This is a genomic window from Lacihabitans sp. CCS-44, from assembly GCF_024343735.1.
Taxonomy (GTDB): Bacteria; Bacteroidota; Bacteroidia; order Cytophagales; family Spirosomataceae; genus Leadbetterella.
Map to the genome: position 1 here is coordinate 38,453 of NZ_RJUE01000057.1, position 21,695 is coordinate 60,147.

Annotated in this window: 21 protein-coding genes; 8 read left to right on the forward strand and 13 right to left on the reverse strand. The window is 34.3% G+C overall.

Features of this window, described 5'->3' with window-relative positions:
* Positions 1–3 precede the first annotated feature (3 nt).
* From hemL to EGI26_RS11890, 4 genes are all read left to right on the forward strand, one after another.
* Positions 4–1,302: a glutamate-1-semialdehyde 2,1-aminomutase gene (gene hemL / locus EGI26_RS11875; protein WP_255078567.1), complete on the forward strand. Its 1,299-nt coding sequence runs from the start codon at positions 4–6 to the stop codon at positions 1,300–1,302.
* The gene (locus EGI26_RS11880; protein WP_255078568.1) at positions 1,299–2,264 is read left to right on the forward strand and encodes a glycosyltransferase family 2 protein; all 966 of its coding nucleotides are present in this window, start codon (positions 1,299–1,301) and stop codon (positions 2,262–2,264) included. The genes hemL and EGI26_RS11880 overlap by 4 nt, the downstream gene beginning before the upstream one ends.
* Positions 2,265–2,584: 320 nt before the next feature.
* Entirely contained in the window at positions 2,585–4,342 is a 1,758-nt protein-coding gene (locus EGI26_RS11885; protein WP_255078569.1) for an ABC transporter ATP-binding protein, read from the forward strand.
* A gap of 118 nt (positions 4,343–4,460) precedes the next feature.
* The gene (locus EGI26_RS11890) at positions 4,461–5,660 is read left to right on the forward strand and encodes a WG repeat-containing protein (protein ID WP_255078573.1); all 1,200 of its coding nucleotides are present in this window, start codon (positions 4,461–4,463) and stop codon (positions 5,658–5,660) included.
* Positions 5,661–5,715: 55 nt separating this feature from the next.
* On the opposite strand, the gene EGI26_RS11895 is transcribed toward EGI26_RS11890, so the two are convergent.
* From EGI26_RS11895 to EGI26_RS11925, 7 genes are all read right to left on the reverse strand, one after another.
* Complete coding sequence (locus EGI26_RS11895; RefSeq protein WP_255078574.1) at positions 5,716–6,834, reverse strand: P1 family peptidase; 1,119 nt, start codon at positions 6,832–6,834, stop codon at positions 5,716–5,718.
* A 70-nt stretch (positions 6,835–6,904) separates the two neighbouring features.
* Positions 6,905–7,225, reverse strand: coding sequence for an AraC family transcriptional regulator (locus tag EGI26_RS11900; RefSeq protein WP_255078768.1), 321 nt, complete (start codon positions 7,223–7,225; stop codon positions 6,905–6,907).
* 116 nt (positions 7,226–7,341) lie between these two features.
* A complete protein-coding gene (locus EGI26_RS11905) occupies positions 7,342–8,757 on the reverse strand; it encodes a TolC family protein (protein ID WP_255078575.1) in 1,416 nt (471 codons plus the stop codon).
* Positions 8,744–10,216 carry an HlyD family secretion protein gene (locus tag EGI26_RS11910; protein ID WP_255078576.1) on the reverse strand — a complete coding sequence of 491 codons (1,473 nt, stop codon included), beginning with the start codon at positions 10,214–10,216 and terminating at the stop codon, positions 8,744–8,746. Before EGI26_RS11910 ends, EGI26_RS11905 begins: the two co-directional genes overlap by 14 nt.
* Positions 10,217–10,220: 4 nt before the next feature.
* Complete coding sequence (locus tag EGI26_RS11915) at positions 10,221–12,410, reverse strand: peptidase domain-containing ABC transporter (RefSeq protein ID WP_255078577.1); 2,190 nt, start codon at positions 12,408–12,410, stop codon at positions 10,221–10,223.
* Positions 12,411–12,550: 140 nt separating this feature from the next.
* The gene (locus tag EGI26_RS11920; protein ID WP_255078578.1) at positions 12,551–12,817 is read right to left on the reverse strand and encodes a hypothetical protein; all 267 of its coding nucleotides are present in this window, start codon (positions 12,815–12,817) and stop codon (positions 12,551–12,553) included.
* 143 nt (positions 12,818–12,960) lie between these two features.
* Positions 12,961–13,290, reverse strand: a complete 330-nt coding sequence (locus tag EGI26_RS11925; RefSeq protein WP_255078579.1) for a hypothetical protein — start codon at positions 13,288–13,290, stop codon at positions 12,961–12,963.
* Positions 13,291–13,554: 264 nt separating this feature from the next.
* Here EGI26_RS11925 and EGI26_RS11930 point away from each other — a divergent pair, with 264 nt between their 5' ends.
* The 4 genes from EGI26_RS11930 (at position 13,555) to EGI26_RS11945 (ending at position 16,071) form a co-directional block, all read left to right on the forward strand.
* Entirely contained in the window at positions 13,555–13,821 is a 267-nt protein-coding gene (locus EGI26_RS11930) for a helix-turn-helix transcriptional regulator (protein WP_255078582.1), read from the forward strand.
* Positions 13,822–13,866: 45 nt separating this feature from the next.
* Positions 13,867–14,850 carry a glycosyltransferase family 2 protein gene (locus EGI26_RS11935; RefSeq protein ID WP_409035367.1) on the forward strand — a complete coding sequence of 328 codons (984 nt, stop codon included), beginning with the start codon at positions 13,867–13,869 and terminating at the stop codon, positions 14,848–14,850.
* Between the two features lie 4 nt (positions 14,851–14,854).
* Positions 14,855–15,613, forward strand: a complete 759-nt coding sequence (locus tag EGI26_RS11940) for a hypothetical protein (protein WP_255078584.1) — start codon at positions 14,855–14,857, stop codon at positions 15,611–15,613.
* Positions 15,614–15,807: 194 nt separating this feature from the next.
* Positions 15,808–16,071: a hypothetical protein gene (locus EGI26_RS11945; RefSeq protein WP_255078586.1), complete on the forward strand. Its 264-nt coding sequence runs from the start codon at positions 15,808–15,810 to the stop codon at positions 16,069–16,071.
* Between the two features lie 55 nt (positions 16,072–16,126).
* On the opposite strand, the gene EGI26_RS11950 is transcribed toward EGI26_RS11945, so the two are convergent.
* The 6 genes from EGI26_RS11950 to EGI26_RS11975 all read right to left on the reverse strand — a co-directional run bounded on the left by EGI26_RS11950 (position 16,127) and on the right by EGI26_RS11975 (position 21,694).
* A complete protein-coding gene (locus tag EGI26_RS11950; protein ID WP_255078587.1) occupies positions 16,127–16,441 on the reverse strand; it encodes a Crp/Fnr family transcriptional regulator in 315 nt (104 codons plus the stop codon).
* 20 nt (positions 16,442–16,461) lie between these two features.
* Positions 16,462–16,692, reverse strand: a complete 231-nt coding sequence (locus tag EGI26_RS11955) for a hypothetical protein (RefSeq protein WP_255078588.1) — start codon at positions 16,690–16,692, stop codon at positions 16,462–16,464.
* A 134-nt stretch (positions 16,693–16,826) separates the two neighbouring features.
* On the reverse strand, positions 16,827–17,285 hold the full coding sequence (locus tag EGI26_RS11960; RefSeq protein WP_255078591.1) for a DUF1456 family protein: 459 nt from the start codon (positions 17,283–17,285) through the stop codon (positions 16,827–16,829).
* An 83-nt stretch (positions 17,286–17,368) separates the two neighbouring features.
* The gene (locus EGI26_RS11965) at positions 17,369–18,124 is read right to left on the reverse strand and encodes a DUF2490 domain-containing protein (RefSeq protein ID WP_255078592.1); all 756 of its coding nucleotides are present in this window, start codon (positions 18,122–18,124) and stop codon (positions 17,369–17,371) included.
* A 75-nt stretch (positions 18,125–18,199) separates the two neighbouring features.
* Complete coding sequence (locus EGI26_RS11970; protein WP_255078595.1) at positions 18,200–19,789, reverse strand: SulP family inorganic anion transporter; 1,590 nt, start codon at positions 19,787–19,789, stop codon at positions 18,200–18,202.
* Positions 19,790–19,825: 36 nt separating this feature from the next.
* Positions 19,826–21,694: a proton-conducting transporter membrane subunit gene (locus EGI26_RS11975; protein WP_255078597.1), complete on the reverse strand. Its 1,869-nt coding sequence runs from the start codon at positions 21,692–21,694 to the stop codon at positions 19,826–19,828.
* Position 21,695 lies beyond the last annotated feature (1 nt).

A 21,695-nucleotide genomic window follows, 5' to 3' on the forward strand; every position in this document is an offset into this window, starting at 1 on the left:
AAAATGAAAAACAAAAATAGTTCGAAGCTTTTTGAAGAAGCAAAACAATATATTCCAGGCGGAGTCAATTCACCTGTTAGAGCGTTTAAATCTGTCGGCGGAAATCCACGTTTCATAAAGAGAGCAAAAGGAGCCTACCTCACAGATGAAGACAACAATAAGTACATAGACATGATTGGTTCTTGGGGACCAATGATTCTAGGTCACGCATTTGGGCCGATTGAAAACGAAGTAAGAAAAGCCGTAAAATCATCTTTCTCATTTGGTGCACCTACCAAGAAAGAAGTAAGCATGGCCAAGTTAATTTGCGACTTGGTGCCTTCAGTAGAAATGGTCAGAATGGTCAATTCAGGAACTGAAGCGACCATGTCAGCGATTAGATTGGCAAGAGCATATACCGGAAAAGACAAAATTATAAAGTTTGAGGGTTGCTATCATGGTCACGGAGACGCCTTTCTTATTTCGGCCGGTAGTGGAGCAATGAGTATGGGGCATCCAGATAGCCCAGGTGTTACCCAGGCAACTGCCAATGATACATTGACTGTGCCTTATAACAATACAGAGGCTTTGAGTCAAATGATTAAGAAGAATAAAGGTAAAATTGCAGGTTTGATTATAGAACCCGTGGTAGGCAACATGGGTTGCGTTTTGCCGAATCCAGGTTACCTTGAATTTATTCGTGAAATTTGTACCAAAGAAGGTATAATCTTGATATTTGATGAAGTAATGACAGGCTTCAGATTGGCACTTGGCGGTGCTCAAGAACGATTTAACATAACCCCAGACTTGACGACCATGGGTAAAATCATTGGGGGCGGTATGCCTGTTGGAGCCTATGGCGGAAAACGTGAAATTATGGAAATGGTATCTCCATCTGGTCCAATGTATCAGGCAGGGACGCTTTCGGGTAACCCTATTGCCATGTCAGCTGGATTGGAAATGCTAAAACATCTAAAAAAACACACAGACATTTACAAAGACCTAGATAATGCGGGCTTAGAATTAGCATCAGGGATTAGAAAATCTTTGGCCGAATTAGAGCTTGATTACTCAGTTAATCAACTGGGATCTATGTACAGCTTGTTTTTTGCAAAGGAAAAGGTGGTAGATTATGATACCGCCAAAACTTGTGACACAAAATCATTTGGCAAATACTTTAACAAAATGCTCGAAAGAGGCATCTATTTAGCCCCTAGCCAATTTGAGTCCTTGTTTGTTTCTACAAAAATAGATAGCAAGCTCATCAAAAAGGTATTGAAGGCCAATCACGATAGTTTGAAAGAATTAAAAGCTAACAAATGATCAAATACTCTGTCGTAGTTCCGATTTATAATCGACCAAAAGAACTTGAGGAGCTATTAGAAAGCCTAACATTACAAGAATTTACAGATTTTGAGGTAATCATTATCGAGGATGGTTCCAGTATTTCAAGTGAAAACATTGCGAAAAAATATCAATCTTCACTTGAACTTCAATATTTCTCAAAGCCAAATGAAGGTCAAGGTTTTGGAAGAAATTTTGGTGCAAATTATGCCTCGGGAGAATTTTTAATATTCTTCGATTCGGATGTAATTGTCCCTAAAGAATATTTCAAAACTGTCGACGCTTACTTAGAAGGCCACAAAATAGAGGCGTTTGGTGGCGAAGACAAAGCATCTGAAGATTTTAGCGATTTCCAAAAAGCATTGAGTTATTCCATGACTTCTTTTTTAACCACGGGCGGAATTAGAAATAAAAATCAAAATGCTGGAGGAAACTACCAAATCAGAAGCTACAATTGTGGTATTAAATCTGAATTGTTTCGTGAAATTGGAGGTTTTAAAAAGACCAACATGGGTGAAGACATGGAGTTAAATAATAGGCTGGAAAGACTTCAAATCTCAAAATGTCTAATTCCCAATGCATACGTATATCACAAGAGAAGAGGAGATTTTACAAGTTTTTTTAAGCAAATATTTAGCTTTGGGCGAACGAGAATACAACTTAAAAACATGTTTGGGATTCCTATAAAAATCGTGCATCTGTTTCCAGTAGGTTTTGTTTTATTTACAATATTTGCATTTTTATTAATAGGATTAAATATTGATTATAAATTTCTCCCGATTGGTTTATTGAGTTTATATTTTGGATTTATTTTTGTTCATAGTACAGTAAGTACACTAAATCTGAAAGTTGGTTTTCTTTCCATAATAGCTTCATTTATTCAACATCTAGCCTACGGATTGGGTTTTTTGAAAGAGATGCTTTTTCCAAATAAGAAATAAGATTTAATTCTGACTTTAAATTCATGACATTTTCTGTGACAGGAGGGTACCAATTTAAATGCAGGGTTATGCTTTTACAGCCAGGTTGTTGACATTCAGTAAATTCATGAATATATCCACAATGTAAACACTTACCGATATTATTAAAGTGGTTAAAACTCTCTCCACAAAAACATAACCATTCCTGGTGGTTATCAGGGGGAGTTTTACAATCTGGACAAATGGCTGACATTATTATAGGTTAAGGTGTACAAAAATAGCTTTTTTAGGCGATTTTTGTAAATAAAATAAATTAAAATTTTAGGAAATTACAGAAGAAATTGAAACCATCGGAAACAGAAAAAAAAATAGTTGATTATCAAATACTTAAGCGTTTGTTTGGTTTCTTGATACCTTATAAATCAAAATTCACTCTTTTAGTATTTCTTATTATCCTTGGGGCTGTCCTGGCTCCTGCCCTTCCATTGATGATTCAAACTACCATTGACGGTCCAATAGCTGAGGGTGATTTTAGCAAATTGGCCCTGTATTTGGGTGTCATGGTCGTCATTTTGGTGTTTAATTCGATTATTTCTTATTTTAACACCTACGAGGCTGGCTGGCTAAGTCAGCAAATCATCCATGATATAAGGCAGCAAGTATTCGATAAAATCATTCGTTTAAAATTAAGATACTACGACCAAACGCCCATTGGCAAATTGGTGACACGTACTATATCTGATGTTGAATCTCTGTCTGACGTTTTTAGCTCAGGTTTTGCAGCTATTGCGGGTGATTTTTTACAGCTGATACTGATTATTTCTGTCATGTTCTATCTCGACTGGAAACTTACCTTAATCAGCATAAGTACCATACCGCTCTTACTGATAAGCACTTATGTTTTTAAAGAAAAAGTAAAAAAATCATTTAATCAAGTAAGAAATGCTGTGGCCAATCTGAACTCGTTTGTTCAAGAGCGAATTTCAGGCATGAGTCTCATTCAGATTTTTAATGTCCAACAACAAGAACATACCAAGTTTAAGAACTTGAATATCGAACACCGAGACGCCAACATAAAATCCATACTTTATTATTCCGTATATTTTCCTGTTGCAGATGTTATTTCTGCCTTGGGAGTTGGATTAATTGTGTGGTATGGAGCTCAAGGCCTTATAAACCATGAAGTAAGTTATGGCACAATTACTGCATTCATCATGTTTATCAATCAGTTTTTCAGACCAATAAGAATGATAGCTGACAGAATAAACACCCTGCAAATGGGCGTGGTGAGTGTTTCTAGAATAATAGAAATACTCGATGACGAAGAAAATATAGAACAGAATGAATCAGAAAAAAGAGAAATTCGTGGAGAAGTAAGTTTCAAAAATGTTTGGTTTGCCTACATTGACGAACAATGGGTATTGAAAAACTTAAATTTTGAGGCAAAAATTGGTGAATCTGTGGCCTTTGTAGGAGCAACTGGGGCTGGAAAAACCTCCATAATAAGTCTACTCAATGGTTTTTACAATATCAATCAGGGAGAAATTCTGATAGACCAACACAACATTTCGAAATGGAATCTCGAAAATTTGAGAAGTCAGATTGGCGTAGTTTTACAAGATGTCTTTCTGTTTAAAGGAAGTATTGCGGAAAACTTAAGAATGGGTGACAAAAATATCACCAATGAAATGATTGTCAGTGCTGCCAAAGAGGTTGGAGTTGATGAATTTATTAATCGATTGCCTGGAGCTTATAACTACGAAGTTATGGAACGTGGTGCAACATTATCCATGGGACAAAGACAACTATTGTCTTTTGTAAGGGTTCTGTTGCAAAATCCAAAAATAATAATCCTGGACGAAGCGACCTCTTCTATTGACTCAGAGTCGGAAGAACTTATTCAAAATGCTATAGAAAAGCTCATGAAAAATCGAACTTCGATTGTGATTGCTCACAGACTAAGTACAATTCAGAAGGCCAATAAGATCATTTTGCTTGAAAAAGGGGAGATAAAAGAAGTTGGCACGCATCAAGAGCTGCTTTCAATGAATGGATTATATACAAAATTATACGAAATTCAATTTTCCGAAACTATCTAATAATCAATATATTACGTTTTTTTTGGCTACCAAAAATAAATTTATAAATTTTTTTTTTAATATTCTCCTATAAAAGTGGCACGAGAATTGGTGTATAATTATCAAAATTATACTACCCATGTTACAGGAAAAAAATAAAACACTTTTTACAATCGCCCTCACTTTATTAGTGGCAGTTTCGGCAATGGGCCAAGTTTCAAAGAAATTCTCGGCGGGTTTTAAATACTCCGATGGATTTTCAAAAATCATGTTGAATGGCAAATATGGTTTTATAAACAAAGAGGGATCTTTAGCTATACCATGTGTATTCGATTATTCAAATGATTTCTCCAACAATCATGCGATTGTACGCAACGGCAAAAAATACGCAATTATTAGTTCGAACGGACTACCAATTGTTGATTTCAAATATGAATACCTTGAGAATTTTTCAAATGGATTAGCACTTTTCAAACAAAACGGAAAGTTTGGTTTTGTAGATCAAAAAGGGAATGAGTTAGTAAGTGCTGAATATGATTTTGCAACGAGTTTTTCTGAGGGACTTGCTTTAGTAGAAAAAAATGGCAAAGTAGGTTTTATCGACAACAAAGGCAAAGTAGTTATTGATATCAAATATGAGTTTGGTAGCTCGTTTGTTGAAGGTCTTGCTTTGATTAAAGTAAATAACAAATTTGGTTATATCAATACCAAAGGTGCAACCGTTATAGAACCAATTTACGAATCGGCTACCGCCTTCAGTGAAGGATTAGCTTCAGTAAAACTAAATGGCAAATTCGGCATCATTAACAAAAAAGTTAAATCAATTGTAGCTTTCGAATATTCAAATATTACTCCATTCAAAAATGGTTTAGCCGTATTTGAGAAAGACGGAAACTTCGGATTACTTGACAATAAGGGCAACATTACAGCTCAAAACTTTCAATACATCGAGGAATCTTCGGAAGGATTATTTGGGTTCAAAAAATTCGGTTTGTGGGGCTTTATGGATATTGAAGGCGAAACGATTGTTGAACCAATTTTCGAAAACATAAGAGCTTTTTCTAACGGGATGGCAGTAGTAAGTGTAAACAAAAAGTTTGGTTACATAGATACCAAAGGCAAGTTGGTTGTACCTATTATATTTGACAATGCCACAGATTACTCAGAAGGTTTGGGTGCTGTTAAATACCGAGATACATATTTATTCCTAGATCAAAATGCCAGAGAAAGAATAGAAATTACAAGAAGTTTGAGTAACCAAGATAAAATCATGGTAAAAGTTTTGGATGAAGATTCTGCCAAAAAAGATGCCTTTATTACAAGTATTGATTTAGATTAAAATTTATATTTTCCTGAATATATATAATCACCTAAGCAATAGCTCAGGTGATTTTTTATTTTTTGAGCAACTCGAGTACTTTCTTAACAGGCAAAGCCTCTGCTTTATAATCTTTAAAACCGCTTAAATCTTCAGCAGCAAATAAGGAATTGATAATTGCTTCTTCTGTGGCTTCCACAACACCTTGGAATAGTAAATCCAAATCATTGTTTCTTAACACCTTAAAGGTTTCATACATATCTTTGGCCTCATGTGCAATTCTTAAGTCTTTTGCTGTAGAAATGGCAATAACATAATCTCCACTTCCATTAGCAGCCATTCCACCAGTTCTCGCCAGGCCTAGCATAGCTCTAGCAGCCAATCTTTTTAGATTTTTGGCACTTAGAGGAGCATCAGTAACAACGACCATCATACACGATCCATCTTCTTTATATTCTTTTTCGATGTTTTTGAATTTATGATTACCCAATAACTGACCAATGGGATTCCCTCCTATTTGTAAAACTCCACCGAAGTTAGACTGAACTAAAACGCCTAGTGTATAACCACCTTTAGATTTTGGCAAAACTCTTGAAGAAGTTCCGATTCCCCCTTTAAATCCCAAACACATGGTTCCTGCTCCTGCACCCACATTTCCTTCTTCTACTGTCCCAATTTTGGCTTTTTTAATGGCTTCCAACATATTTTCTTTGGTCAATATTCTGGCTCGAATATCATTTAATCCTCCGTCATTGGTTTCTCCAACAACTGCATTTACACTTTTAACATTTCTATTTTCAGGATTTTGAATGGTGTAATCTATCAAAGCTTCAATGGCAGTTGAAACGGCCATCGTATTTGTTAAAAGAATGGGCGTTTCAATATTTCCAAGTTCTTCCACTTGTGTATAACCCGCCAATTTGCCGAAACCGTTTCCAACAAAAATAGCTGCTGGCACTTTATTTTGAAATATATTTTCTTTTATAGGTAAAATAGCCGTAACGCCAGTATGAAAATCGGCACCTTGATGAAGCGTAAATTGACCGACTTTTACTCCAGGCACATCAGTGATGGCATTTAGTGCACCTGTTTTAAGAATGCCAAATTCAATCCCACACTCTCTAGGCCGAGGTTTTTGGGAATAACAGTAGACAATTGTTGTAAAAAAAAATAAGATGGAAAAGAGAAATTTCATTTTGGTTTTTTTTCAAAAAAGTAATCCTAAATATTTAGAATAACAAATTCTACTCATTTTAGTCACCATATCAACCAAAAATATTAGACTTTTCCTTAAACTCAATTAGTGAAAGATTTTTCTTTTTCTTGAAAATTCGGCAGAAATAGAAGAAACTATTAAAGCTAGAGGCTAAATAAGCTTCTTTAACACTCATTCGTGGATTACGCAGCAAACTCTCGGCAATTTTCAAACGCTCTTCAATGATAAAATCGTTTGGCGATACACCCAACTCATGCTTGAAAGTTCGATAAAAATTAGACTCACCTATGTAGGCTCTTTCGCTCAAAAACTCAATAGAAAGGTCTTCAGTAAGGTTTTCACTGAAATATTTCTTACCATAAGAACAGATTTACAATGGAGCTTTGTACCAATGGTTCGTCCCTTAGCCCTCCTATTTACAAACTATTTATAGAAGATGAAACTACCATTTTTTAAGAAGTTAGGCCGAATGCTAAATTTCCCACTCTATTCAAAAAAATATTTGTAAACCAAGGTGTAATAGTAAAAACTAAATTTATTCTGTAGCACATTTGATTTGGCTAACTCTAAATTTGTTTTGGCCAAATTGAACTCTGCAAACCTGATAATTCCTTCTTCCAAACGCATTTTGGCCAATTCAAAGGCCTTTTGTTGTGCTTTCTCTTGATTTTGGGCTTGTAAAAATTTACTTTTTGAAATCTCAATATAAGTTTTGTATTCTTTTAGCTCATTAGAAAGTTCTTGTTCTGCTTTCAAATAATTATTCTGAGCCATTAGTTTTTCAATTTTTTGGGATTGAATTTGGGAGTTTCTTAAACCTTTATCATAAATCAGATATTGAACATTAATTTTAAATCCTAGACCAAAGTTGGAGACAAGTTGATTAAAATAGCCGAATTGAGACTCTGTTACATTCGGAAGTGTCACGACCTGACTAATGGGAAACTTCTGATTTTCAATTTGAACAAACTGGCTTGGCACCTGAACTATCTCCTGCTTGGGTGTTCCCCCGATGTTTTTAAATCGAGGAGGAGCTTCACTCGAAAAATTAGAAAAAAGGCCTCCATTCAGAAATATGGAAGGTTTCTTCTGACTTTCTTTTAGGAAAAGATTGATATCTGCCTGATTTATTTCAAGCTGTTTTTGCTTTAAATGTGCTACTCCGACAATATTATTGTTGAAATTCAGATTTGCCATTGTGGTGTTAATAGGCTCTTGTACATCAAAATCTAATAATTCTTTTTGGTTTAATAGCCGTGCGAGATTAAGTTTAGCCAATTTAAGACTGGCCTCCGTATCTACTATCTGGTAAATTTCATTCTCCAACTGGGCGTTTAAATCTATTTTACTAGCTACAGCTTCATTTCCGAGTTCTGACAATGCATTATTTCTCTTTATTTGTTCATCAACAATTACCTTTTGTTCTTTTTTGATTTTCAGAATTTCTTTTTTCAGCACAACTTCCAAATATGCTAAAGCAACAGATTTTTTTATTTGTATTTTGGACTTCTCAGCTTCCAATTGAACAACATTTTTTTCTATCAATTTGAGTTTTGTTGTATTTTTCATTTGTCCACCGTTGTATAAAGTAGCATTAGAAGAAAACCCCAAATTTGCCGAATTGATAGGTTTTGTGACGAATTGGTTACTAAAAGGATCAATATTTCTTCCCAAATTAAAACCCTGAGAAAAATCACTTGACAGAGAAGGATACTTTTCAAGTTGGGACTGTTCGATCTTTATATTGGCTATTTTAGTTTGTAACGATAAATTCTTATAATCTTGGTTGTTGTTCAGAGCTATTTCTATACAATTTTCCAAACTCAATGCTTTTTGGGCAAAAGAATGCGAAATTTGCACGAAAATGCAACAAAGAAGTAATCTGGCCTTATCTTTTAACATACTTCCTGATTTCGTAAAATAACTTTTCTATAAGTCTTAAATCCTCCGTAACTATCTCTCCTGACGCAGTCATACCGACTTTTATCTTTACATTTTTGTTAAAACTCTTAAGTTCATTATTGGGCAACAAAACCTTTATTTTATAAACTGAATCTATCGGAATATCAGAAATCGTGGCTATTTTGGCATCCATTGTTCCAAACTCTTGGTATGGGTATCCATCAAATTTTAAAATTACCCTTTGACCCACTTTTATCTTTCCGATATTGTATTGACCCACGTACATTTCTCCAAATGCATTTGCCGAATTTGGCAAAATATAAAATAGACTTTCCCCATTCTTGAGCTGTTGGTTTATTTGAATATTTTTAAGATAAATCAGTTTTCCATCAGTCGAAGCTATCAAATAATGTATTTTTTCCCAATTTTCAATCGCTTGAAGCAGCTTATTAACCTCCTGCTTGAAAGCGGAGCTTTGTTCCACTTTACCTTTTCTAACAGACAATATTTCTTGTTTCTTCTGGTTTTTCTGAAGTTGATTGGTATTAAAAGATGAGATAGCCTGGTCTATTTGCTGTTTTTTGGCAATCACTTTGCTTTCGGCTAATCGCAATTCGTTGGCCGAAATCAATCCCTTTTTGTTTAGCTTTAACTGATTGGCATATTCATCTTTCGCCAAGTTATAATCATTCTTATAATTGGCCATTTGTTTCTGAAGATTGTTGTCAATTTCTTCTATTTCAAGCAAATCGCGATTAAGTATCGATTTTTTTTCTGACTCCACTCCATCTGGGTCAAAATTACTCTTTGAAATAAATACTTGAGCAAAACTTTGAAAATCCTGCTGGATTTCACCCAAATCATTAAACTCCTTCAACCCGCTAGTGCTAAATCCATTTTTACTTATATCACTTTGAATATCAATTAAATATATTTTTAATTTTTCAATCTCTTTAGTATCTGCTATCGATTCTATTAACCCAATTCGTTCATTCTTTTTAACTATCTGCCCCTCTTTTGCATAGATTTCTGCTAAAAGACCCTCTTTCTTTGCCGTTACAGTTTTGGCTATGTCTTCACTAGTTATTTGCACTACGCCTTTTACTAAATCGGGATATTCAACAAACCAACTAATGGCCAAAATCATCAAAACAACCAATAATGTCCAGGTGCTTCCCCATTTAACCAACCACGATGGTGGAGCTTCCAACACTTCTTTTACCAAATCGCTTCGTTCGGCTTTTTTAAGCCCTTTTAATCTCTTCTCAGTACTATGTGTAGTCTGGCTCTCAAACCCAACATCTTTTATGCTTTTATTGATTCCCAAAACTTCAGAACCACCGTAGTTATCCTTCTCAAAATTCCCACTTTTACCTAACGGTTTTTCATCATGCGAAGCGTTCAAAATCCGCATGCTGAGATTATCTTGGGTATATTTTTTGTTGTAGCTATTTTCCATAGTTTCAGCCAAGTTCGAGTTGATTTTTAACCAATGAAAAATAGAATCCACGCTTTTGAATCAAGGTATCGTGATTGCCAACTTCCGCCACTTGGCCGTTTTCCAGAACTATAATCTGGTCGGCATTTTTAACTGTACTGAGCCTATGTGCAACTACAATCACGGTTTTCCCTCTGAAAAAACTATTTAGATTTTGCATTATAACCCTTTCATTATTAGCATCTAGTGCATTTGTGGCTTCGTCAAAGAAAATAAAACTTGGATTTTTGTAAACGGCTCGAGCAATCAAAATCCTCTGTTTTTGACCTTGGCTCACTCCTATACCCTCATCTCCAATTTTTGTATTATAGCCAGTTGGCAATTGCTCAATAAAAGGGGCAATATTCGCCACTTTTACGGCATGGAAAAGTCGATCATGATCTATTTTTTCAACACCAACAGCTATATTCTTGGCAATAGAATCTGAAAATATATAACCTTCTTGCATCACTGTACCGCACTCTTGTCGCCATGCACTTGGGAGTATGTTGCTAAGATTAGAATCTCCAACAGATATTCTTCCCGAGCTAGGTTCATAAAACCTCAAGAGGAGTTTCAATAGAGTGGTTTTACCAGAGCCACTGGAACCCACAATAGCCGTCACTCTGCCAGCGGGAATATTCAAACTTATGTCCTTCAGTGTTGGCTTCTCAATTCCTGGATAGGAAAACTCTATACTATCGATTGAAATATCTCCTTCAGTATCAAAATTTTGAACAAATGAATTTTCATAAGGCTCTTCATCTTTTAGTGTATGAATCTCGTTGAGTCTTTCAAGGCTTATTTTGGCGTCTTGATAATGCTGAATAAAACCTACAAGGCTATCAATAGGGCCATTTAACTGACCAACAATATACTGGAGAGCCATCATCCCTCCAAGTGTAAGATTACCATCTATAACTTCTCTGGCAGCTATAAAAGATATTATAATATTTTTGCCTTCATTTATAAGCAAAGCCCCAGAGCTTTGGAATTGCTCTAAAGCCAAATTTTTTAGGTTTAGTCTGAATATTTTTATTTGAAGATTTTCCCATTCCCATCTTTTATCTTGCTCAGAATTGGTAAGTTTGATGTCCTGAACTCCCGAAATCATCTGAATTATTTTGGACTGATTTTGAGCAGAATAAGTAAACTTTGTTTGATTGATTGTTCGTCTTCTTTTAAGAAAAAACCTAACCCAAAAAACATAAAGAACTCCACTGACAATATATATAGTAAAAATACTTAGGTCGTAATAAGCTAATACAAACCCAAAAACTATAAAAGTAAAGAAGTTAAAAACAAAACTCAGTGTGGTAGATGAAAGGAAAGATTCGATCTCGTGGTGGTCATCGATTCGCTGCAAAATATCTCCTGTCATTTTTGTGTCAAAAAAAGACGGTGGAAGGCTCAGAAGCTTAATCAAGAAATCTGAAATTATGGTCAGGTTTAGTCGCATGCTAATGTGCAACAATAGCCAACTCCTGATAAACTCAAGGCCGGTTCTGCCCAAAAAAAGCATCAACTGAGCTATAAAAACCAAATAAATAAAATTGAGATTTTTGGTTTGAATACCCGTATCAACAACTGATTGTGTAAGAAACGGCAGAATCATGGAAATCAATGTCCCAGCCAGCAAACCTATAAAAAGTTGAAAAATCAGGGCTTTGTACTTGACTAAATAACTACCTATACGCCTAAAGCTCAGAGCTTCCAGCGAGCTATGACTTTCAAATTCTGCAAATTTTGGAGTAGTTTCAAGCAAAAGAGCAATACCCTCTTTTTCATCAATACTTATCCAATGTTCTTCAAATTCTTCTTTGGTATAAACTTCATTTTCTGTTCCAGGATTAGCTACATAAATATTGGTTTTTTTCCCTTTTTGCTTTATACCATAAACCACCACAAAGTGATTTTGGTCCCAATGAACTATACATGGCAAAGGAGCTTCCTTAAGTAATTCAAATGTTACTTTAACACCTAAAGACCTAAAACCTAGAGAATCAGCTGCTTTACCAATTCCTTTAAGCGAGACTCCTTCTTTGTTTATTTGACATTTATCACGAAGAAATTGGATATTCACGTTTTTGCCATAGTGCTTCGCTACCATGCGAAGGCAAGTTGGCCCACAGTCCATTTGGTCAAACTGACGATAATGAATAAATTTCTTGTTCAATACTTTTTTAATAATCCTAGAACTATTAAATCAAAATTCATGCCGCATTGAGGGTATTTTCAAATACAAAAAAGGAGCCTTCAAGTGAAGACTCCTTTCCAACATAAACAATTAATATTTCTTAAAAATCTCGAAATCAATTATACATTAAACTCTTTAACTGGTGGTTCTGCTGGTGAAGAATTACAAGTTTTAGGTTTTGAGCTACAACCCTGAAAATTTATTGAAAAATCAAATGAAATATTGCAGCCGCTATACTTTGGCTTGCTATAATCGCATTCGCTTCTTGAGGGTCTGCAATTATCTCTAGATGAATATTTATTTCCTGAACAGAAAGTTCCTCCTTTGATTTCAAAGGTTTCTGAATTATTCAAAACAAAATGAGCAAAGTTATTTAGGTTTTTCATCTTTTTGGGGTGTTTTAATGTTTAACAACAGCACAAAAGTGAAAACAATAAACGAGAAGGCTTATATACCAAAGTATATAAAATACGAGTTACCCGATTTTTTACAAAAAAAACCGAGTTAAAAACTTAAAAAAGCACAGAAACTATCTCTTTACTTCTTCTTCTAACAAAGAAGAAATCTGAAAACACGCATTATCAATTATATTAGAAACCACATGATCATCGGTGGCGGTTCTAATGGTCTCTCCTATTTTTTTTATAATCTCCAAATAGAATCCTTTCAATTCCAAGGTCTGCATTTCTTTGTTCCAAAGCTCCATCACCATCGAACCCCTTCCTTTTGCATCCCATACCCCTATCGATATGGCCTTGGCTTCTTCTACCTCTATGCCAGTGTTGTTTCCCCAAAGTATTCTGTCTGGAACATTGTCAGCGTCAGAGGTAATTTCTATTTGTATATTAGTAATATTCAAAACAATATTTTTACATGAATAACATTACAATTTTTACATGAATAACATTACAAAAACTATACCAAAGAGCTAATTGGCACGGAGAAAAAAAAACTAGGAAAATAAAAAAAACTTAAACAATGGCTTTGGAAGTATTTAAGTAGCAAATTAGACCTTATTGTGTAGTATTATGTCCTTCACTTTTTTTTTACATTTTTTCTGATTCAATAAATTATTGAATGGTATAGTTTTTGAATTTTACTCATAACCAATGAGTGAAAAACGATGAATATAGACTACTTAATGCCTATTGCTATAGGCAAAAACTTAAGAAATTTGAGGATAAATTTTGGATATTCTCAACAAGAAATATCTTATATGCTGGATGTTACGCAAACGACTTACTCTAAGTGGGAAAGCGACTTGAAAACCCCTACCATAAGGAATATAATAAAGGCCAGTCAGTTTTTTAAAGTCCCTCTTGAAGATATAATATTTGACGATTATTTATTAAAAAAAATGGATGAACAGGCTAGCACTATGTCTTCTTAGTAAATAATACATTAAACTCGCAATCATATAAAAGAGCAACTGAAAATATCTTTCTGCACAACAGTGATGAATAGACTTCATCATCTGAAACAAACACTTCCTTATAATTTGGATTGTATCTGTGGTGACCAAAACCATGAAATAATAATTCTAGACTATAACTCGACGGACGGACTAGATAAATGGATAGAAAACAACCGCAGTAGATTACCAAAAAGCATAAAATATTTTAAGACCACGACTTCAGATCATTACAAAAGAAGTCACTCTAGAAATATGGCCATGAGGCTCGCCTCAGGAGATATTATTTGCAACCTTGATGCTGATAATTTTATTGGTGAAGGTTTCATTGATTACATTTCAAAGGTATTTTCTGAAAACCAGAATGTCTTCGTTTCCCCTGAAGAAAACTCAAAATCTGATGTATTTGGAAAAATATGTTTCACTAAAAATGCTTTTTTTGAAATTGGAGGTTATGATGAGAAAATAGAATACTATGGTTTTGAAGACCTAGAACTAAAGACCCGTTTAATCGAAAAGGGTTTAAAAAATATTGAATTTAATAATCCTGATTTTCAAAGGGCCATTCAACACTCAGAGTTTGAAAGAATAAAAAATGAATATTTGTTTAAAAATCTGAAACATATCCTGATAGAGAAAAACACACCTTATCAGAGCAAAATTGTGTTTGTATTAAATGACAATACCTATGAATCAGGAATTGTGATTGATGACCAATACAACAAATGTGATGAGTATATAAAACTGCTAGAAGAAAAAAATAGATATATATTAAAAGATAACTCAGTAGAAAATGGAATCCTCGATCCAATACTACTATCTGATTATCAGATAATTGAATCAAAAATAGATCAAACAAAACTAATTTACTTTTACTCACAAGTAAAGAATAAAAGCTTTGCTAAAACAAAGGAAAGTATATCCTCAAAAAAAAGAATTAATAAAAATAAAATTGGGAATGGAGTTGTTTTCGCAGAGTTTGATAAAGAACATCCCATAATACTTTAAAGAAATGAGTCTATTTGAACAAAATAATCTTGAGGGCTTAAGGATAAATGCTGACAAAAAAAATTGGAAAGCAGTTCTTAATTTCGTTCAAAATGACATATTCCCAAGTTCTTTTTTCTTTTTTTTCTGTTCAGAAAGAGGCCCTTGCTTGATAATCTTTACTTCAAAAATCAGCAAAAATGACATATTTAATATTGAGCATTTTTTAGAAAAATTACCCATTGGTGTTAGCGATAGTCCTGAAGACTTAATTTTCAAAAACTTTGTGACCAACTCTGTAGAACGAATTTACAAAGTAACCCAAACCTCAAATATTGAGGTTCCAACTAGCATAATTGATGGTAATGCTTTTGAGATTCGCCTCAGCAGGATTTTAATTGAAGCACTTAACTACAATGATTTTTTTATTGAAGAAAAGAACAGAATAAATATAACCATCCAACTTTCATTTTTAGCATTGGTGCTGGTGGATAAAAATAAACTTCTATCGACAATAATAGAAAATGAAGAAGATAGTCAATCGTCCAATATTGATCAAGGATTACTCGATTTCTTCAATGAAGTACAAGAAATCGAAAAAGATGAAACTGTTGAAGAATGGGTAAAAAACTGGATTGTTTTAAATAGTAATATACAAAATTTATCCGAAATTTATTTTGTGATAGAATCAATATGCCAAGTACTTGAAATCAAAAGCTTCGCACCTAAGGTAAAATCCACAATTATCTCAATACTTAAATATATTGGTGAGAAGTCTATATAAAAAATAGATAATGTATTCAAATCCATGCAAAAATCATACCGTTTAATACCCGAATCACAGAATTTGATATAAATCAAAAAGCGATTTTCTTGATAAGGAACTTGGTAATTAAGCAATTACATTTGTAATGTCTCCTAAGCGTAAAAGCAATGAGAGCAGGAAAATAAATTAAAACTTTAAAATTACCCAGAACAATGAAATCATTAGACAAATTTGCAGGAATGGAAATTTCGAACACAGAAGAAGTGAAAGGTGGAACATTCGGTTTGCTATCACTTTTGGGAAGCAGCTGTGCTCCTAAACCAACTTGCTACACTCCACCTAAAACTTGTTACACTCCGCCAGCACCAACATGCAATACTGGAGGTTACTCAAACAACAACAATAACTGTGCTCCAAAACCAAGCTATTGCTTACCAAAAGTAAGTTTTAGTTTTTCTTTTGGCTGGGGATGTTAATTTAAACACCTTGCAGTTTGATTAGGCAAAAGGAGATTTCAATTGAAATCTCCTTTTATATTTTACCTCTCATTCTACTCAATGTTTCTTGGCTCATTCCTAAATACGAAGCCAAATACCCTAAAGGAATTCTATTTAAAAGATGTGGAGTTTCTCTCATAAATTTTTCATATCGTTGCAGAGCACTATCTATTCTGATAGAATTTAGCAGATTTTCGGCCTCAATAAATAACTTTTCGTATAATCTTCTTACATAGTCATTAAAGATAAAATACTTGGCCAACAAAAGTTGAATACTCTCATAAGCTAAGAAAAAACACTGAGTTTTATCTAAAGCCTGAATATACTCCTCAGACGGAAGTTGCTTCAAATAACTAATTGGAGAACAGATTATATTTGATCTAAGCCAAAAGAAGTGGTGTACTCCTTTCCATTACTGACTAAATATGACCTACAAAGGCCAGTTTCAATATAATAAATTCCTTTACAAATCTGCCCCTTCTCTAGAATAAATTCATTTTTATGAAAACTTAATGGTACAAAATAGGAAGCTATTTCTAATTGCAAGTCAAATTCAAAGTTCTGATATTCTAAGTTTAAGTCGAAATCTAAGTTAATCATGAAAAAAGTGTAATGTTCAAATAAATCATTACAAATACTATTCCAAGATTACTTATTAAATTTAAGAGGAGTTATTAATTCACAAATAGGAGATTTAAATATTAAAAAATCTTATAATATTAAATATCAATAAATTACATTTTGTACTTTGCTTGCAAACCATCCAAAAAATTACGTAAAAACTGATCTTTACATTCTCGAAATTGTGGCTGAGAAGGGTTTCGGAAAATGGCACTTATTTCATGCTTGCTCACCCTCATACCTACCAATTCATAAATAGCCAAAAGGTCATCGTCTTTAAAATTAAGAGCGATTTTTAACTTTCTGAAGATGATATTATTATTCAATTGCTTTTCGGGCTCAGGAATTCCGCCTTCTTTTTCCCCTCTAAAATTGACTATGAAACCATTTAAAAATGAAGCAAATATCCTATCATTCAAAGGCTTGTGACTTTCGTCTTCTTCTTTTTTTAGCCAATCGCTAATTTCCGCTCTTGATGCTACCAAACCACCTTTTGAAAATATATCTATCATTTTGTCATCACCAAAATTGAAAGTATATCTAAGTCTCCTGAGAATATCGTTGTTTTTCATTTATTTTCTTTCTAAAACACAAAATTACAACAAAAATAAGCTCGGAAGTGCCTAAATATACTTTTCAATTTTAAACGAAACTGCTAATTCTTGGTAAAATCTAGATTAATCAGGTATGAAACTCTTAATGTTGGGTTAGTTTCTTCTATGGTATCCGTAAAATTCCAGATTCTCTGTTTAATATAGCTTAGCTGTATTTGACTTTTCTTGGAAATAACATAACCTAGCCCAAGTATTAACCTATTCTGATTAAACAGTGTTGCTCCAGCATTTTTCCCGATGTTTATGAATGCTTCATCACCAACAAAACCATTTATAACGGTACGCTTATCGTGTTTTAAAACAGGAAAAGTCACCATGGGCATATATCTTAGGCGATTTCTGTAAGCATAATTGTTAATTATGTATGCGTTGCTATTAGGTTTTAAGGTCGCTAAACCTACCCAACGATTTTCATCTCGGATTCTATTTGTTAATTTAAAAGCACCTACTTGATGGGTAAAATTGGTTTGAACCCATACGTGATTTTCAGGAATAGGTCGCTTGTTTATAGCTGGATTTCCATAAACAAAAGTATTGTAATGCGTATAGCCAATGCTAGCCAGCAAATAGTTATTAACCTGATAATCAACTGATGGACGAACAAAATACTGTTGTTTTTCTTTAAAACCATTTGCATAACGCATGGTGGCCTCAAGTGTTAAAAATGTTTTCTTCGAAACTTTATTCTTACCCACATAATGAAGCCAGACATCATTATTTTGACTTTTAATTTGTGCAAAAATTGCAGGTTGTATCGAAAATAAAATGAATACGCTTACTGCGATTATCTTTTTCATGATCTTGATTTTTGGGAATAGATTTTCACACCTATTTTTTCAAAAAAATAGGTGTGAAAAAAAAATGAATTTTAATTATTTCTTGCGTCTTGCAGCAAAAGCATGACTAGAAGCAGGCTCATGTTCCTCATGACCAACTATGGATACTGTGCCTCCATGTTCAGTATATTCGCGTTCAAAATTGTGTAAACTCTCCATCACGGAGTGGTCTACCAACTTGGTATTTTTCAAATCAATAACCACTTTGAAACCAGGAGGAATGGCCTCCAGTTTACTTTTTATTCCTAAAAAATTAGAAAAAACAGCAGCTTTGTCTATTTCAACCAGATATTCATTGTCTGTAAAAGATACTATCACAGGAGCTTTAAAAAGAGCTAAAATCGGTGCTCCATGATAAGCGTGAATGATAAGCTTCAGAATCATACCTGCTGCTATTCCTACCAAAAGATCCTCAAACAAAGTAAAAAATATGGTTACCAAGAAAATAGCAAGTTGTTCTTTTCCAATTTTGAAAGTATGAATAAACTCTCTTGGATGAGCCAGTTTTATTCCGACAGTGATCAACATGGCCGCCAAAGCTGTGTTTGGAATTAATTCTATTAAATGCGAAGCCAACAACACAAAAGCAAGTATAAAAAATCCATGGAAAAAGTTAGCCCACCTCGTTTTTGCTCCGTTACTTACATTTGAAGAACTCCTCGCCACCTCTGAGATCATCGGCAAACCTCCCAAAATAGCAGAAAGCGTATTGCCGATTCCGATGGCTATCAAATCTTTATTGGTGTTCGACTTGCGTTTAAAAGGATCTAGCATATCTATGGCTTTTACCGTCAACAATGATTCTAATGACCCTACCAAAGCAAACATAATCACATATTTGATAAAAATACCGGTGTGAGCAAAACCTCCAAAATCAACGTTTATTTTTATGTTTTCCAAAAGATTTCCGATGTGCACCAAGGCATAAGCTGGTTCTGTTGTTTGAAAATCCAACATCAATTCTGCCGGAATAGCAAATAATAAAACCATCAATGGAGCTGGTATTTTCTTTATCGGACTGTCCAGAAGCGGCCAAATCATCATAATACTGAAGCTGACCAAACCAACCAATGTTGCCTTTGGATCCATGTGCATAATAAAATGCGGAATAGAAGCCAAAAGCTCTAAAGGAGATTTTCCTTTTAAAAGTGCTGGGTTAATGTCCAATAAAATAGGAATTTGCTTGGCTATGATAATGATACCAATAGCAGCTAACATCCCATGAATGGCAGACAAAGGAAAAAAGTCTGCAAGTTTTCCTAGTTTGAAAACGCCAAACAAAATCTGGATAACACCTGAAACAACCATTGCACCCAACGCCAAATGCCAGCCTGTTTCTCCACCGCCAAACTCATTCACAGCACCTGCAACTATCACTATTAATCCTGCAGCTGGGCCTTTAATCGTTAATCTTGATCCCATAAAAAAGCTTACAACCAAGCCACCGATAATGGCAGAAACCAAACCCATAATTGGCGGAAACTCAGAGGCTTTGGCGATTCCCAAACTTAATGGCAAAGCCAATAAAAAAACTATAAAACCCGAAATAGCGTCGGTTGAGAAGTTTTCCTTTAATCCGGCTAAGCCTTCTAAAGGAAGTTTTAATTTTTTATTTTCAGTATTCATTTTAATATTTTTTTCCAAAAAAGAATTAAAGATTAATCATGACGAACGATAGGCCACCTCATGGTAGGTTTTTGTATGCGGCCCAAAAAATACCCTGGCGAAAATCCTGATAATAGCCAAACCGTCAATAATCAGGCTTAATGCCGTAAGAAAAGCTAACAGTAGTTGATCCTCATGTATATGAGAAAAAATGAGGTCTTCACCAATGAAAGACGGGGTGATAGGGAAACCGCTGACCCCTAAACATGCCAAAAAGAATGCAAAGGCAATTTTGGGATGCTCATAAACGTAGCCATGAAATCTGTCCAAATCGATATTGCCTTCAAGGCGTTTAATTCTCCTGAGCGTTAAGTACCCAAACAACCCCATCACAAGAATTCCACTCAAATAAAGCAATACGTGGCCCAAGCTAAAATGCTCATTGAAGGATATAGACAAAGCCACCCAAGCATGATTTAACAAGATTAAAACCCATGACATCCTGGCTCTATATCTTTCTGTGAAAGCCTTAAGTACCATCAAGAGCCCAATTAATGAAAAGACTATGGGCAATAAATGGATGAAAAAAGCGGAAAAATTAGCTTGATAAACCCAAAGTAATATTCCTCCAAAATACAGTGGAACAAATATCATGATAAGCTGATTCAGACTCAAAAAGCGTATTTTTTTTCCAAGAATTTTCATCGGATTCCATAGAAATTTATACATCATATTGTCCAGATTAAATTCTTTCAAACAAAGAATATAAAGAGAATTGGCCATTTTGATTGGATATTTTGACTCAATCGATTTATCGTCTGGGGAGTATCTGTAAAATTGCTCTCTAATTAGGTAAGTAACCACCGATGGAGAGACCAACAATTGATAAGTTCGCAAAAATGCATTACCTGCAAAATGAAATAATGCCAGATTTTGAAAGCCTAAGGCTACTTCAATGAAAATCACACCGATTTGTGCAATTGAGCCATAAGCAATCTGGCTTTTAATGGACGATTGAACCCTTCCTATTCCGGTTGCTACCAAAGCAGTTACTAAACCCAGAATGGCGATAAATACCCTAACGGATGTTTGTTGCTCAATAAAATGGAATGTCCTAAGCAACAAAAACACACCAATATGTACCGAAAGTGAACCATAAAAAATAGCACTCGATGGTGTGGGACCTTCCATGGCTCTGGGCAACCAACTCGAAAAAGGTAATTGGGCCGATTTAACAGCTGCAGCCAAAACCAACATCATAGCTATAAAAACACCTATAGATGAATGACTTAACAAATGCTCATGAACCAACTCGTAATTATTCAGCTTTTGAAAAGTTATATTTTCATGCCACAAATGATGGCTCATCCACATGGCCAAAATGATTCCAATATCGCCGATTCTATACACTGAAAAAACCTTGACCGCATTTTTAACTGGTAAATATCTGTTACGATAAAAGGCAATAAGCAGAAATGAACAAATACCCAAAATTTCCCATCCTATAAACAAGGTTTCCAAGTTCCCTGATAAGACAGTTAAGCTATACCCCGTATAGAAAAACAAAACAGTATTAAAAAACCTTTTATAGCCAGGCTCTCTGTGTAAATAATACCTACTGAAACGCGTTACCAACGAAACCAAGATGCCCCCAACCAGTAAATATATTGCAGAGATTTTGTCAAAATAAAAGGAAAGAAAAAAACTATATCCATTTGTTTGATAAAGACTAAATGAATCAAAACCGACCGAAACTCTGCCTTTGAAAAGCCAAAGAATCGTAAAACAAATTGACAGAATTAATTGTAGCCCGATAACAGTTACAGCTAACCACGACAAAAAACTCTCTTTGTTTTCAGGTATCAAAAGACTTAATAAGAATCCGACAAATGGAATTAAAATAAAAATCTGCAGTACTATTTCCATA

Coding starts and splice junctions, on each gene's coding strand:
- EGI26_RS11910 (WP_255078576.1), bottom strand. CDS start 10,216: ATGGAAAATAGCTACAACAAAAAATATACCCAAGATAATCTCAGCATG.
- EGI26_RS11890 (WP_255078573.1), top strand. CDS start 4,461: ATGTTACAGGAAAAAAATAAAACACTTTTTACAATCGCCCTCACTTTA.
- EGI26_RS11940 (WP_255078584.1), top strand. CDS start 14,855: ATGAGTCTATTTGAACAAAATAATCTTGAGGGCTTAAGGATAAATGCT.
- EGI26_RS11930 (WP_255078582.1), top strand. CDS start 13,555: ATGAATATAGACTACTTAATGCCTATTGCTATAGGCAAAAACTTAAGA.
- EGI26_RS11960 (WP_255078591.1), bottom strand. CDS start 17,285: ATGAAAAACAACGATATTCTCAGGAGACTTAGATATACTTTCAATTTT.
- EGI26_RS11945 (WP_255078586.1), top strand. CDS start 15,808: ATGAAATCATTAGACAAATTTGCAGGAATGGAAATTTCGAACACAGAA.
- EGI26_RS11880 (WP_255078568.1), top strand. CDS start 1,299: ATGATCAAATACTCTGTCGTAGTTCCGATTTATAATCGACCAAAAGAA.
- EGI26_RS11895 (WP_255078574.1), bottom strand. CDS start 6,834: ATGAAATTTCTCTTTTCCATCTTATTTTTTTTTACAACAATTGTCTAC.
- EGI26_RS11965 (WP_255078592.1), bottom strand. CDS start 18,124: ATGAAAAAGATAATCGCAGTAAGCGTATTCATTTTATTTTCGATACAA.
- EGI26_RS11955 (WP_255078588.1), bottom strand. CDS start 16,692: ATGATTAACTTAGATTTCGACTTAAACTTAGAATATCAGAACTTTGAA.
- EGI26_RS11920 (WP_255078578.1), bottom strand. CDS start 12,817: ATGAAAAACCTAAATAACTTTGCTCATTTTGTTTTGAATAATTCAGAA.
- hemL (WP_255078567.1), top strand. CDS start 4: ATGAAAAACAAAAATAGTTCGAAGCTTTTTGAAGAAGCAAAACAATAT.
- EGI26_RS11975 (WP_255078597.1), bottom strand. CDS start 21,694: ATGGAAATAGTACTGCAGATTTTTATTTTAATTCCATTTGTCGGATTC.
- EGI26_RS11905 (WP_255078575.1), bottom strand. CDS start 8,757: ATGTTAAAAGATAAGGCCAGATTACTTCTTTGTTGCATTTTCGTGCAA.
- EGI26_RS11970 (WP_255078595.1), bottom strand. CDS start 19,789: ATGAATACTGAAAATAAAAAATTAAAACTTCCTTTAGAAGGCTTAGCC.